This window comes from Bradyrhizobium guangdongense, assembly GCF_004114975.1.
In the GTDB taxonomy this organism is placed as follows: domain Bacteria; phylum Pseudomonadota; class Alphaproteobacteria; order Rhizobiales; family Xanthobacteraceae; genus Bradyrhizobium; species Bradyrhizobium guangdongense.
Map to the genome: position 1 here is coordinate 5,153,491 of NZ_CP030051.1, position 13,227 is coordinate 5,166,717.

At 65.4% G+C, this 13,227-nt stretch carries 12 protein-coding genes; 3 read left to right on the plus strand and 9 right to left on the minus strand.

Annotated features, from left to right (window positions below; genetic code table 11):
• Positions 1-6 precede the first annotated feature (6 nt).
• Complete coding sequence (locus X265_RS24775; RefSeq protein WP_128967184.1) at positions 7-945, plus strand: ring-cleaving dioxygenase; 939 nt, start codon at positions 7-9, stop codon at positions 943-945.
• Entirely contained in the window at positions 942-1,562 is a 621-nt protein-coding gene (locus X265_RS24780; protein ID WP_128967185.1) for an alpha/beta hydrolase, read from the plus strand. Before X265_RS24775 ends, X265_RS24780 begins: the two co-directional genes overlap by 4 nt.
• 306 nt (positions 1,563-1,868) lie before the next feature.
• Here the strand turns inward: X265_RS24780 and X265_RS24785 are convergent, their stop codons facing one another.
• From X265_RS24785 to X265_RS24810, 6 genes are all read right to left on the minus strand, one after another.
• On the minus strand, positions 1,869-3,362 hold the full coding sequence (locus X265_RS24785) for an ABC transporter substrate-binding protein (RefSeq protein WP_128967186.1): 1,494 nt from the start codon (positions 3,360-3,362) through the stop codon (positions 1,869-1,871).
• 58 nt (positions 3,363-3,420) lie between these two features.
• Positions 3,421-4,425: an ABC transporter ATP-binding protein gene (locus X265_RS24790; RefSeq protein WP_128967187.1), complete on the minus strand. Its 1,005-nt coding sequence runs from the start codon at positions 4,423-4,425 to the stop codon at positions 3,421-3,423.
• On the minus strand, positions 4,422-5,435 hold the full coding sequence (locus X265_RS24795; RefSeq protein WP_164938772.1) for an ABC transporter ATP-binding protein: 1,014 nt from the start codon (positions 5,433-5,435) through the stop codon (positions 4,422-4,424). The genes X265_RS24790 and X265_RS24795 overlap by 4 nt, the downstream gene beginning before the upstream one ends.
• Positions 5,436-5,437: 2 nt before the next feature.
• On the minus strand, positions 5,438-6,331 hold the full coding sequence (locus tag X265_RS24800) for an ABC transporter permease (protein WP_128967189.1): 894 nt from the start codon (positions 6,329-6,331) through the stop codon (positions 5,438-5,440).
• A complete protein-coding gene (locus tag X265_RS24805; RefSeq protein WP_128967190.1) occupies positions 6,328-7,278 on the minus strand; it encodes an ABC transporter permease in 951 nt (316 codons plus the stop codon). Before X265_RS24805 ends, X265_RS24800 begins: the two co-directional genes overlap by 4 nt.
• Before the next feature lie 84 nt (positions 7,279-7,362).
• Positions 7,363-8,784 (minus strand): amidase, encoded by a 1,422-nt coding sequence (locus X265_RS24810; protein ID WP_164938773.1) that lies wholly within the window; start codon positions 8,782-8,784, stop codon positions 7,363-7,365.
• 123 nt (positions 8,785-8,907) lie between these two features.
• On the opposite strand from X265_RS24810, the gene X265_RS24815 reads away from it, so the two are divergent.
• On the plus strand, positions 8,908-9,795 hold the full coding sequence (locus X265_RS24815) for a LysR family transcriptional regulator (protein WP_128967191.1): 888 nt from the start codon (positions 8,908-8,910) through the stop codon (positions 9,793-9,795).
• Positions 9,796-9,800: 5 nt separating this feature from the next.
• Here the strand turns inward: X265_RS24815 and X265_RS24820 are convergent, their stop codons facing one another.
• The 3 genes from X265_RS24820 to X265_RS24830 are packed head-to-tail and all read right to left on the minus strand — an operon-like array spanning position 9,801 to position 13,214.
• On the minus strand, positions 9,801-10,736 hold the full coding sequence (locus tag X265_RS24820; RefSeq protein ID WP_128969394.1) for a carbohydrate kinase family protein: 936 nt from the start codon (positions 10,734-10,736) through the stop codon (positions 9,801-9,803).
• 18 nt (positions 10,737-10,754) lie between these two features.
• Complete coding sequence (locus X265_RS24825) at positions 10,755-12,401, minus strand: FGGY-family carbohydrate kinase (protein ID WP_128967192.1); 1,647 nt, start codon at positions 12,399-12,401, stop codon at positions 10,755-10,757.
• 39 nt (positions 12,402-12,440) lie between these two features.
• Positions 12,441-13,214 (minus strand): SDR family NAD(P)-dependent oxidoreductase, encoded by a 774-nt coding sequence (locus X265_RS24830; RefSeq protein ID WP_128967193.1) that lies wholly within the window; start codon positions 13,212-13,214, stop codon positions 12,441-12,443.
• Positions 13,215-13,227: the final 13 nt, after the last annotated feature.

Below are 13,227 nucleotides of genomic sequence, written 5' to 3' on the forward strand. Positions count from 1 at the left end.
ACGACAATGTCTGGACTGCACCATGTCACCGCGATTGCCGGCGACCCCATCCGCAATTTCGGCTTCTACACCAGGGATCTCGGCCTGCGCTTCGTCAAGAAGACGGTCAATTTCGACGATCCCGGCACCTATCACTTCTACTATGGCGACGAGACCGGCCGTCCCGGCACCATCCTGACCTTCTTCCCCTGGGCCGGCGTGTCCCCCGGGCGCCGCGGCGTCGGTGAGACCCATCAGACCGCCTTCCGCGTGCCGCAGCGCTCGCTCGGCTATTGGACCCAGCGCTTTACCGAGAAGGGCGTCGCCTACGAGGCGCTGGAAAAGCGCTTCGGCGAATCCGTGCTGCCGTTCACCGATCCTGACGGTATGGCGCTCGCGCTCGTCGGCATCCCCGGCGCCGAGAACGAGCCGGGCTGGAGCAATGGCGAGGTGCCGGCCGAGCACGCGATCCGAGGATTCCACGGCGTGACCCTGCTGCTCGACAGCGCCGCGAAGACGGCTTCCGTCCTCACCGACGTGCTCGGCTTCAAGGAGACCGGCCGCGAAGGCTCGGTGATCCGCTTCAAGGCGCCGGGCGATGCCGAAGGCAGCGTCGTCGACATCTACGAGGCCAAGGGCTTTCTGCGCGGCCATCAGGGCGGCGGCTCCGTCCATCACATCGCCTTTCGTGCGGCCGATGATGCCGAGCAGGGCAAGATGGCCGAGAGGCTCGTCAGCGATCACGGCCTGCACCCGACCGAGCAGCGGGATCGCAACTACTTCCGCTCGATCTACTTCCGCGAGCCCGGCGGCGTGCTGTTCGAGATCGCGACTGATATCCCCGGCTTCGCCGTCGACGAACCCGTCGCGACGCTCGGACGGGACCTGAAGCTGCCCAGCTTCCTCGAGCCGCATCGCAAGCAGATCGAGGGCGTTCTGCCGAGCCTCGAAGAGACCGCGTCATGACCGACTTCATCCATCGTTTCGAGCCCGCGCGCGACGCGGGCTCTCCTCCGCTATTGCTGCTCCACGGCACCGGCGGCGACGAGAACGACCTGCTCGGGCTCGGCAGGATGATCTCGCCAGGCTCGGCGCTGCTCTCGCCGCGCGGCCGCGTGCTCGAGCACGGCATGCCGCGCTTCTTCCGCCGACTCGCCGAAGGGGTATTCGACGAGGACGATGTCCGCCAGCGTGCGCTCGAGCTTGGCGAGTTCATCGCGGAGGCGCAGAAGCGCTACGGCATCGCTGCGCCCGTTGCGGTCGGCTTTTCCAACGGTGCCAACATCGCCGCCGCGCTGTTGCTGCTGAAGCCGGACATACTGTCAGGTGCGGTGCTGCTGCGTGCGATGGTGCCGCTGTCGGATCCGCCGAAAGCGGAGCTTGGCGGCAAGCACGTGCTGCTGCTGTCAGGGCAAGCCGATCCGATCGTGCCGGCAAGCAACTCGGCGCGTCTCGCAGCGCTGTTGTCGGAAGCAGGTGCGCATGTGGATCACAAGGTTCTGCCGGCAGGCCATCAGCTATCGCAGGCCGACGTGACGCTGGCGCGCAACTGGATCGGCGGCATCAACGCGAAGGCAGCCTGAACGAGCAAGCGGCGCATCGTTTTCGAACGGTGCGCCACCGCGCTCACGCCAGGCAGCCGCGCTGCCGGGCCATGGTTTCGGATTTACCGATCGTGCCATCATGCCAGTGTTTTGCCCGACGTGTCAAATCGAGCGCGAATTTGGGTGGGGACGCCGAGCTCTCCGGGCAAGTCTTGGAGGAACCAGGCTCGGCTACTGTGCATGGGGTTGTTTTGCAGATTTCGTTTGAATGGGCTCAAAACAAATGACCTCTCCGACGGGGAGAGGTCATAAGCACGACGTCCGATTGACTTGAGTGACGGGACCCTACTCCCAGGACCAAGCCGAGAAGTCGTTCTCGAACTGCGGGACTTCCTTCCAGACGCCCTTCAGCTTCTTGCTGATGACGGTCGGCCATTGCGGCTGGAACAGAAAGCCGGCCACCGCATCGGTCGCCAGCATCTTCTGGGCATCGCCGAGCAGTTTTGCACGGCCGGCCTCGTCGGGCGTCGCGACGATCTGCTTGTAGAGCGCGTTGAACGCTTCGTTGTTGTAGCCGAGATAGAAGTCCGGCTCGGTCAGCTTGACGAGGTCGAACGGCTCGACATGGGAGACGATGGTCAGGTCGTAATTGTGCGGCCCGTTGGGCGCGAACACCTGCGACAGCCACTGCGCCCACTCGACGTTCTCGATCTTGGCGACGATGCCGACCTTGGCGAGCTGGGCTGCGACGATCTCGCCGCCCTGCCGTGCGTAAGGCGGCGGCGGCAGCTTCAGGCTGAGCTCGAGGGGCGTGGTGATGCCGGCCTCAGCCAGCAGCTTCTTCGCCTTCTCGGGGTCGTAGGGATTGATGCCCGTGGTGTCGACATAGCCAAGCGAGCCCGGCGTGTAGAAGCTGCCGATCGGCGTGCCGAAACCTTCGGCTGCTCCGTCGATCAGTGCCTTCCGGTCGATGGCGGCGAGGATGGCGCGGCGTACCCTGACGTCGTCGAGCGGCTTCTTCTTTTCGTTGATGGCCACGATGGTCTTGGCCTTCGAACCGCCGATCAGCACGGTAAAGCGCGGGTCAGCCTTGAATTGAGCGACGACGCGGGTTGCGATGCGCGGAAACGCGTCCACGTCACCCGAGAGCAGCGCCGCGGCCTGCGCGGCTGGATCGGAGATGAAGCGGATCGTCACTTTCGACAGCTTGATCGCGGATGCGTTGCGATAGTCGGCCCATTTGTTCAGCGTGATCGACGAGCCCTTGGCCCAGGCCCCTAACTGATAGGGCCCGGTGCCGACCGGCTGCGTCACGTTGGTCGCCGCGCTTTTCGGCTCGACGATCGAGGCGCTCGCCTGCCCGAGCAGGAACGGCAGGTTCGGCTCGGAGTTCTTCAGGGTGATCACGACCGTGCCGGCGTCGGGCGCATCGACCTTCTCGAAAGCCTGGAACAGGCTCTTGTCCTTGTTGGTGCTGTTCGCGGCCGCGTTGCGCTCGTAGGAGAACTTCACGGCGGCGGAATCGAAGGCTTCGCCGTTCTGGAATTTGACGCCCTTGCGCAGCTTGAACGTATAGGTCTTCAGGTCGGGCGAGGCGGTCCAGCTCTCGGCCAGCAGCGGCGCGACCGAGCCGTCCTCGTTGATCTTGGTCAGGGTCTCGTAGATGTTGTAGAGCGTGACCTCAGCGATGGCGGCAGCCGCGGCGTTGGTGGGATCGAGCCCCGGCGGCTCCAGCGTCATGCCCACGACGACGCTATCCTTCTTGCCCTGCGCCAGCACCGGCAGCGGCGCCGCAGCCAATGCTGCGGCAAAAGCGACGATCGATAGCTTCTTCAACATGCCTGAACTCCCCGGCCTTCTTCTGTCTCTTAGGACTACGCCAATCCTGTCGCCGACATTAACCCTCCATGGCCGGCTGCGGCAATGCCATCACCGCCTCCGCCTTGTGGCAGGCGACAAGGTGTCCCTCGCCCACTCTGCGTAGCAGGGGCGGCACTTCCCGACAATGCTGGTCGGCGAGCGGACAGCGCGCCACATAGGGGCATCCGCTGGCTGCCGCCGATTGCGAAGCGATTACCTGGGCGCCGCGCCGGCGCCGGCCTCCACCGGCACGTGCCCGCGGCACGGCATCCAGCAGTGCCCGCGTATAGGGATGGGCGCAGCGCTCGAACAAATCCTCCGGCCGCCCCTGCTCCACGACCCGGCCGAGATACATCACCGCAACCTCGTCGCAGAGATAGTCGACCACGGCAAGGTCGTGGCTGATCAGGATGTAACTGAGGCCGAACTGCTCCTGGAGGTCCTGCATCAGGTTCAGGACCTGCGCCTGCACGGAGACGTCGAGCGCGGAGACCGGCTCGTCCGCGACGATCAGTTTTGGTTGGGTGATCAGCGCGCGCGCGATCGCGATGCGCTGGCGTTGGCCGCCGGAGAACTCATGCGGATACTTGTCCATGTCCGCGTCTCGCAGGCCGACCTGCTTCAACACCGCGGCGACCCGGGCGCGGAACGTCGTGCGGTCGGCATCGTCGAGCACGGTGAGCGGCTCGGCGACGATGCGCGCAATGGTCTGGCGCGGATCGAGCGATCCATAGGGATCCTGGAACACCATCTGGAAATCGCGCCGCGCGCGACGCAGTTCATCGGGCGAGATGCGGTTGAGATCGCGGCCGAGCAGCGTGACCTCTCCCGCCGTCGGCCGTTCCAGCGCCATCACGACGCGCGCAAAGGTCGACTTGCCCGAGCCGGATTCGCCGACGATGCCGAGGCTCTTGCCGGCCTGGACCTGCACACTGACGCCGTTGAGCGCGCGCACCTCGCCGGGCGGACGGAACAGGCTTTCGCGCGGCAACGTGTAGCGCTGCTCGAGATCTTTGACGTCAAGAAGAGGTGCTGCGCTCATGCGGATAACGCCCCGACATTCGCAGCCATGGAGACATCGGTCCTAATGCAACGCGCGCCGTGTCGGGGGCCGACCTCCACCATCGGCGGCAGCGCCGCCCGGCACGCATCGATCGCGAGCGGACATCGATCGGCGAAGGTGCACCCCACCGGCAGATCGGCGAGCTCCGGCACCGTGCCCGAGATCGTCCTCAGCCGCGTCCCCTTGCGCGCGCCGAGTTTCGGGCGGGCGCGAAACAGGCCTTGCGTATAGGGATGTCCCATGCGGCGGAACACTTCATCGGTAGGCCCGCTCTCGACCACGGTGCCGCCATACATCACCATCATGCGCTGCACGTTCTCGGCAATGACGCCGAGATCGTGCGAGATCAGGATCATCGACATGCCGCGCTCCTCGACGAGATCGGCGGTGAGATCGAGGATCTGGCCCTGGATGGTGACGTCGAGTGCGGTGGTCGGCTCGTCCGCGATCAACAGATCCGGCTCGCAGGCAAGCGCCATGGCAATGGTGACGCGCTGGCGCTGGCCGCCGGAGAACTGGTGCGGATAGGCGTCGACGCGCCTCGCCGGATCGGGCAGCCCGACGCGGTCGAGCAAGGCGATCGCTTCTTTTCGCGCCTGCGCGGCCGAATATCCCTTGTGCCGTCGCAGCGGCTCAGCGACCTGATGGCCGATCGTGTGCATCGGATTCAGCGCCGTCATCGGCTCCTGGAAGATCATGCTGATGCGGTTGCCGCGCAGCTTGCAGTAGTCGGCATCCGGAAGCCGCGCGAGCTCGCTGCCGTCAAGCTTGATGCTGCCGGTGATAACAGCGCTCTCAGGCAACAGCCCCATCAACGATAGCGCCGTGACCGACTTGCCGCAGCCGGATTCGCCGACGAGCCCGAGCGTCTCGCCACGCTTCAACGCAAAGCTGACGCCGCGCACGGCCTGCGCCGGGCCGCGGCTGGTGTTGAGACGGACGCCGAGATTGTCGACCTCGATCAGCGGCATGGTCGCGGGATCAGCCATCGTCACCGCTCCCGCGCCAACTTGGGATCCAGCAGATCACGCAAGCCGTCGCCGAGCAGATTGAGACCGAGCACCGCAATCGCAATCGCGGCACCGGGATAGACCGCAAGCATCGGCGACTGGAACAGCATGGTCTGCGCGTCGTTCAGCATGCGGCCCCAGGACGGCTGCGGCGGCTGGGTGCCGAGACCGAGATAGGACAGCGCGGCTTCAGCGAGGATCGCGAGCGCAAACTGGATCGTCGCCTGCACGATCAGGATCGACAGGATGTTCGGCAGCACATGCTCGATGGTGATGCGGAAGGCGCCCTTGCCCGAGGCGCGCGCCGCCAGCACGAATTCGCGCGCCCAGATCGCATTGGCCGAGCCGCGCGTCAGCCGGGTCAAGGTCGGGATCTGGAAAATGCCGATCGCAACGATCGAGGTAACCATGCCCGGCCCTGCGACCGCGGCGAGCATGATCGCCGAGAGCACGGCCGGAAAGGCGAAGGTGAAATCGGAAAAGCGCATGATGATCTCTTCGGTCCAGCCGCGCTTGGCCGAGGCGATCAGGCCGAGGCAGACGCCGAAGGTGAGACCGATGCTGACCGCGATGATGCCGACCAGGATGGTGGAACGCGCGCCGGCGAGCAGCAGCGAGACGATGTCGCGGCCAAAGGAATCGGTGCCGAGCCAGTGTGCCGCCGATGGCGGCCGCAGCTTCGAGGCGATGTCGATCTCGTAGGGCGACCAGGGCGTCCACACCAGCGAAAGCAGCGCCGAGGCAACCACCAGCAGGCTAAGCGCACCGCCCAGCACGAAGCTGCGATGGCGCAGGGCACGTCGCCAGAACGTTCGCGCCGGCAAGGGGCTTGTTGCGACCGGCGCGTCAACGGGCGTGGAAAGCTGCGCGCTCACAAGTCGTGCACCTTGATGCGGGGGTCGATGAAGGCATAGAGCACGTCGACCACGAAATTGACGATGACGACCATGGCTGCCAGCAACATGACGCAGTTGCGCACCACGATCAGGTCGCGGTTGGCAATCGACTGGAAGATCAGCCGGCCGAGACCGGGCAGATAGAACACGTTCTCGATCACGATGGTGCCGGCGAGCAGATTCGCGAATTGCAGGCCCATCACCGTCATCACGGGGATCATGGCGTTGCGCAGCACATGGCTCCACAACACCTCGCGCTTGCCGAGCCCTTTCGCGCGCGCGGTGCGGACGAAATCTTCGCGCAGAACGTCGAGCACGGCCGACCGCGTCACACGGGCGAGGATCGCGGCCTGCACCACCGCAAGCGAGATCGACGGCAGCAGCAGCGATTTGAGCCCTGGCCAGATGCCGTCATCCCAACCGGCAAAGCCCCCGGCGGAGAGCCATTGCAGCCGCACGGCGAACAGCAGGACCAGGAGAATGGCGAACCAGAAGTTCGGCAGCGCGATGCCGATTTGCGTCAGCGACATCACGCCGACGTCGGCGAGCTTGTTGTGGTTGGCGGCGGTGTAGATGCCGGCCGAGAGCGCCAGCACCACGGTGATCAGCATCGACATGATCGCGAGCGGAATGGTCAGCACCAGCCGCTCCGCGATCAGGCTAAAAACCGGCGTACCGTAGACGTAGGAATTGCCGAGATCGCCGACGAGGAGGCCCTTGATCCATTGCAGATAACGGACCGCCAGCGGCTGATCGAGCCCGAGCTTGACGGTGAGCGCACGCACTGCATCGGCAGAGGCATCGGCGCCCATCAGCATCTGCGCGGCATTGCCCGGCAGCGCATCCAGCACCAGGAAAATGATCACGGATGCGCCGACCAGCGTCGCCAGCAATGTCAGGACACGTCGAAGGACAAATACGCTCATGCGCGGTCGGGTTCAGAGCTCATCAGGGCACGATCTACATGTCCGGACGCCCGACGCAAGCCTTTTGCTGCCATCGCCGGCCCCCTAAGCCGGCCAGCGGGAGCGAAGGTCATTCGAGGCTTCGAACAGCGCACTGATGCGCAGCAATTCCGCGTCACGGCGAAAACGGCCGACGAGCTGGAGCCCGATCGGCAGGCCGTCGCGGCCAAACCCGCAGGGCAGACTGATCGCGGGATGGCCGGTCATGTTGAACGGCATGGTCCAGGGGAACCAGTGCGGCCGGACGCTGTCAAACTGCTGGCCATCGATCTCGATGCTGCCGAACAGGTCTTGGTCGATCGGGAGCGCGGTGCGGGTGATGGTCGGCATTGCCAGGAGGTGCCCGCGCGCCAGCAAGGATTGTACGCGACGGAACAACGCCGTGCGCGCGAACATCGCCTCCTGATAGTCGACGCCGCTGACATTGCTCGCCAGCGCGATCTGCTTGCAGAAGGCTTCGCTGAGGGCGTCGCCATGCTCGGCGACCAGCTTTGAAAAGCGCGAGCGCCAGACGGTGTGGTTGATGGCGCGCCAGATCGGCTCGACATCGTAACCCTCGCCGGAAAATTCCTCGAGCTCGGCGCCGAGATTCGCGAGCCGGTCGAGGCTCGCCTTGAAGGCAGTCGCGACATCCGACGACACAGGGCGCCCCGGAGGCGAGGCGCAGAACAGAATCTTATACCCACGCAGATCGCCGCGTGGCGCGGCGGTGCCGATGTAGTCAGGCACGGGCACGCCGATCGACCAGGGATCGCAGGCATCCTCGCCCGCCATAGCCTGCATCATTAAGGCGGTGTCGGCGACGGTGCGCGTGGTCGGCGTCACATAGGTCTGGTTGCCGAACGCGTCGAGCGCCTGGCTGTGCGCGATTACGCCGTTACTCTGCTTCAACCCCACGACGCCGTTGCAGGCGGCGGGGATGCGGGTCGAGCCGCCGCCATCGGTCGCGATCGCCAATGGCGCGATGCCGCTCGCCACCGCAACGGCCGCACCGCCGCTGGAGCCGCCGGAAGACCGCTCCGCACTCCAGGCGTTGCGGGTGCGGCCGAACAACGGTGAATCAGTCAAGCACTTGCTGCCGAATTCCGGCGTCGTCGTCTTGCCGATCAGGATCGCGCCTTCCGCGCGCAGCTTCGCCACCGCGACGGCGTCTTCAGTGGGCACATTGTCCTTGTAAGGAACGGCGCCGAAGGTGGTCCTCACACCCTTTGTATTGACGATGTCCTTGACCGTCACGGGAAGCCCATGCAGCAGGCCGAGCGGTTCGCCGGCCATCATTTTGCGCTCGGCCTCACGCGCCGCTGCCATCGCCTCGTCGCCGCAGAGCGTGATGAAGCAGTTCAGCTTCGGCTGGAGCGCCTCGGCGCGCGCGAGCACGGCGCCGGTGATTTCGACGGGAGAGATCTGCTTGTTCGCAATCAGGCCACGCAGTTCGGTTGCGGAGAGCAGGCAGGGATCGCCGTTCATCGTCAGATCATGCTCCGAAACGGGCCCTCGTCGGCCCAATGCATTGACAACGAGAATGACAGTTTTGTTAACTCGGCGTCCAATACGTTTTTGACGATTAGCCCATACGTTTTCGGTATGCCTATGGATCTTCGCCGTCTTCGCTATTTCGTCGCCGTGGCCGAGACGCGCAGCGTCGGCAAGGCGGCCGAACGGCTGCGGATGGCGCAGCCGCCACTCTCCGTCCAGATCCGCAAGCTCGAAGCCGAGGTCGGCGCGCCGCTGTTCCACCGCGGCACGCGCGGCATGGACCTGACGGACGCGGGCCAGGCCCTGCTGGCGCGTGCCGGCGAGGCGCTGGCGCTGGCTGCCGATGGCATCGAGGCAGCACGCGCGGTCGCGGCCGGTCGTCGCGGGCGGATCTCCGTCGGCTACATGTTCGTGCTGGCGAATGCCGTGCTGCCACGGCTGATCCCCGAGCTGCGGCGATCCATTCCCGGCGTCGACCTCGATTTCGTCGATCTCAGCGCATCGACACGCGAGGCGCGGCTGCTCGACCGCAGCGTCACGGTGGCGCTGTGCATGCCGGCAATCCACCATCCCGAGATTCAGGTCGCGCGGATCGGTGCGCAACGCTTGATGCTGGCGATGCCGAATCGCTCGCCGCTGGCGCGGCTCGGCGCCGTACCGATGGCGCGTTTGCAAGGCCGTCCGTTAATTGCGCTGCCGCCGCCGGAGCGGGACCCCGCGTCCTCCGCGGTGGCGGCCCTGCTGCGGCGGCATCAGATCGTGATGCCGATCGCAAGTAGGGTCGAGACAGCACATTCGGCGATGAGCCTTGTTCTCGCCGGCGAAGGCTTTGCGATCCTGCCGGCGTGCGCCAAGCTCGGCGCACCGCGCGGCATCGTATTCCGGCCGCTGCGCGATGCGACCGATTCCATCGACATCGCGGTGTGCTGGCGGCGGGACTCGGAGAGCCCGCTGATCCCCAGATTTGTAAAATGCGCCGAAAAAGTTGTGGCGCGGCTGTGACGAGACTACCAGCTCCAGCCGATCTCGTGGCTCCAGGGCGGATCGGCACCCGCGCGGGTGCAGGTCAGGCCGGCACAATTAGCGGCAAAGGACAGCGCGCGGCGGAGCTCCTCAGTACTGATGTCCTTCAGATGCTGCCGGGCAAGACGGCCCTGCTTGTGCAGGGCGAACAGCAGCGCGGCCTGAAAGCTGTCACCGGCGCCGATGGTGTCGGCCACTGTGACCTTCGGCGCCTCGACCGCGATCTGCCCGGCCTTCGCGTGCCAGGCGACGGCGCCATTGTTGCCGCGGGTAATGACGACGAGGCTCGGGCCGTGCCTCAGCAGTGCGTCCGCGCGCTGCTGATACGGCTCCTCGCCGAACAGATAGCCGAAGTCGACGTCCGACATCTTCATAAGATCGGCGTGGCCTGCGAATTCGGCCATGCGCGCGAGATAGGCCGGCTTGTCCTTGACGAGGTTGGGCCGGCAGTTCGGATCGAAGGAGATCGTCGACGACGCCCTCGCCTCCGCAATCAGGGCCCTCGTTTCGGCTGCCCCCTGGTCGTTGACCAGCGTGGTCGAGCCGACATGCACAGCTGCCACGGTATCGAAGGGAATGCTCCCGCGCCGAAAAGTCCAGTTCCGCGTCGCGGTGTCGGCGTCATAAAAGGCGTAATGCGACTCGCCGGCGACGATGCGGACGAAGGCGAGCGTGGTCTGGTGATCGCTGCGGGTGGCGAGATCAAGCGCGACGTTCGACGCAGCGGCGTGATCTGCGATCATGCGTCCGAACAGGTCGGTCGAGATGCCGCCGACGAAAGCGGTCGGCGCGCCGAGCCGCGCAATGCCGATCGCGACGTTGAGGCAGGAGCCGCCGACCGCCGGCATCACGGCTTCGCGGCCGTCGGCGCTCTTCGTCGGCACGAAATCGATCAACGCATCGCCGCAAGAAATCAGCATCTTGTTCAACTTATCCTTCTAACTCTTGGCGATGTCGCGCATCGCCGCGCGGCTGCCCCGATCCACTTCGCGCAACAGCTTGTACACCTCACGTTTCCTGGTGTGAAACGCGGCCATGTCGGGCGTGGTCGGCTCGCTCTTGCGTCCGAGCGCCGACATGTTTGCCATGGTCTCGCCGATCGAGGCATAGGCGCCGCCGGCGACGGCACCTAGCATCGCAGCGCCTAGCAACACGGGCTCTCTGGTTTGTGGCAGCGCGACCGTCAGCCCGGTCGTGTCAGCCATGATCTGCCGCACAAGGGGGCTGCGGCTCGCGCCGCCTCCCATGATCATGATGCCGGCATGCACGCCATGCGCTGCAAAGGCCTCGATCACCTCGGCGAGCCCGTAGGCGAGCCCGCAAAGACCTGCGACGAACAGCCGCTCCATCGAGCCGATGTCGGTGTCGAGATCGAGACCCGCGATCACCGCGCGGGTGTCAGGGTCGGCATAGGGCGAGCGATTGCCAATGAACTCAGGAAGCACGTGGACGTCGCGCGCGAGCAGCGCGGCGCGGCTGGCATCGCCGGCGCGCGCGATGATGCGGCGCTCGAGAAACTCGATGAGATCGACGCCCTCGCTGCGCGCAGCGGCGCCCGCATCGGTGTGGCCCGGATGCGACTTCAGGAGATGGTCGATCGCCGCGCCCGCGGCGGACTGGCCGCCCTCGTTGAGCCAGAAGTTCGGCACCATGCCGGAATAATAAGGTCCCCAGACGCCGGGCACGAAGCATGGCTCCTTCGTCGTCGCCATGATGCAGGCAGAAGTTCCCATGATGTAGGCGAGGCGATCGGTGACATCTGTCGTCCCGCGCGATCCGTCACGGCCGCCGATCGCACCGATGCCGCCGGCGTGGGCGTCGATCAAGGAGGCGCCGACCGGCGTACCGGCGGACAGGCCGAAATCAGCGGCGGCGGCGCGGATGAGACCGGCGCCGAGCCGCGTGCCCGGGGCAACGATTTCGGTGCCGATACGAGCATATTTTTCACTGACGAAATCAGACAGGCCGATGCGCTTGAAAAACGGCGCGCTCCAGCCACCGCCGTCATGGGCGAGATAGTTCCATTTGCAGGTGACGGTGCAGGTCGAGCGCTGCAGCGAGCCGGTGGCGCGCCAGGTCAGATAATCCGCCAGATCGAAGAAATGCCCGGCAGCGTCGAAGTTCGCGCGCAAGTGCCGCTTCAGCCACAACAGCTTCGGCATCTCCATCTCGGGCGAGATCGAACCGCCAACATAGCGCAGTACGTCGTCGGCGGTCTCGTTGATCAGCCGCGCTTCCGCAGTGGCACGATGATCCATCCAGACGATGACGTTGCGCTGTGCTTCGCCGGAGGTGCTGACCGTGAGCGGCTCGCCTTGCCTATCGAGGACAACCAGAGAACAGGTCGCATCGAAGCCGATGCCGGCGACCGTGTCGGGCGCAATCGCCGCTTCCGCTATCGCCGCGCGCACTGATCTGACACAGGCTTGCCAGATGTCCTCGGACGATTGTTCGACGATGTCGCCTGCCTCATGCCAGATCCGGATCGGATGCCTGGCGGTCGCAAGCAGCGTTCCCGCCTCGTCAAACACCCCTGCCCGCGTGCTCGTGGTCCCTACGTCGACGCCGATATACGCTCGCGGCATTGCCACTCCCGGTCACTTCCGTCAATTTTGACGGCAAGTCTACCAGCAAGTGTAGCCGCCATCCACCAGCACGATGCTGCCGGTCATCAGGCTCGCAGCCTCAGAGGCCAGGAACAGGACGACCGAGGCGATTTCCTCGACCTGCCCCATCCGCGCCATCGGAGTTCCACCGATCCAGGCGTCGTACATTTTCGGGTTGCTCTTCACGAAAGCGTTGAGCGGCGTCTCGATATAGGTCGGCGCCACCGCATTGACGCGGATGCCACGCGCGCCCCATTCGGCGGCCAGCGACTTGGTCAGATGATGCACGCCGGCCTTGGAGGCGTTGTAAAAGCACTGCTCCTGCGGCTTGTTGACGATGAAGCCCGACATCGAGCCGACATTGACGATGGCACCGCTACCAGCCTTGAGCATGTGCTTGCCGAACTCGCGGCAGCACCAGAAGGTGCCGTTGAGATTGACGTCGATGACGTTCAGCCAATGCTCGTCGGTCACGGTCTCCGCCGGCGTCTCGCTGCGGGCGATACCAGCGTTGTTGACCAGGATATCGACCTTGCCGTGACGGGCGACCAGATTGTTGGCAACCTCCGCGACGCGCTTGGTATCGGTGACGTCCATGATCGCGGTCTCGATGTCAAAACCCTTCGCCTTCATGCTGGTAGTGGCATCGCCGGCCACCTTGCTGTCGCGGTCGCCGATGATCACCTTTGCGCCGGCCTCCGCCAGAGCTTCGGCGCAGGCCAGCCCAATGCCCTGCCCGCCGCCGGTGACGAAGGCGGTCTTGCCGCTCAGCTTGAATTTTTCCAGGTACATGGTCGTGCTTCCG

Excerpts from the sequence above, each read along its gene's own strand:
- X265_RS24775 (WP_128967184.1), top strand. The coding sequence starts at position 7 with ATGTCTGGACTGCACCATGTCACCGCGATTGCCGGCGACCCCATCCGC.
- X265_RS24780 (WP_128967185.1), top strand. The coding sequence starts at position 942 with ATGACCGACTTCATCCATCGTTTCGAGCCCGCGCGCGACGCGGGCTCT.
- X265_RS24830 (WP_128967193.1), bottom strand. The coding sequence starts at position 13,214 with ATGTACCTGGAAAAATTCAAGCTGAGCGGCAAGACCGCCTTCGTCACC.
- X265_RS24795 (WP_164938772.1), bottom strand. The coding sequence starts at position 5,435 with ATGGCTGATCCCGCGACCATGCCGCTGATCGAGGTCGACAATCTCGGC.
- X265_RS24805 (WP_128967190.1), bottom strand. The coding sequence starts at position 7,278 with ATGAGCGTATTTGTCCTTCGACGTGTCCTGACATTGCTGGCGACGCTG.
- X265_RS24820 (WP_128969394.1), bottom strand. The coding sequence starts at position 10,736 with ATGCTGATTTCTTGCGGCGATGCGTTGATCGATTTCGTGCCGACGAAG.
- X265_RS24825 (WP_128967192.1), bottom strand. The coding sequence starts at position 12,401 with ATGCCGCGAGCGTATATCGGCGTCGACGTAGGGACCACGAGCACGCGG.
- X265_RS24785 (WP_128967186.1), bottom strand. The coding sequence starts at position 3,362 with ATGTTGAAGAAGCTATCGATCGTCGCTTTTGCCGCAGCATTGGCTGCG.
- X265_RS24790 (WP_128967187.1), bottom strand. The coding sequence starts at position 4,425 with ATGAGCGCAGCACCTCTTCTTGACGTCAAAGATCTCGAGCAGCGCTAC.
- X265_RS24815 (WP_128967191.1), top strand. The coding sequence starts at position 8,908 with ATGGATCTTCGCCGTCTTCGCTATTTCGTCGCCGTGGCCGAGACGCGC.
- X265_RS24810 (WP_164938773.1), bottom strand. The coding sequence starts at position 8,784 with ATGAACGGCGATCCCTGCCTGCTCTCCGCAACCGAACTGCGTGGCCTG.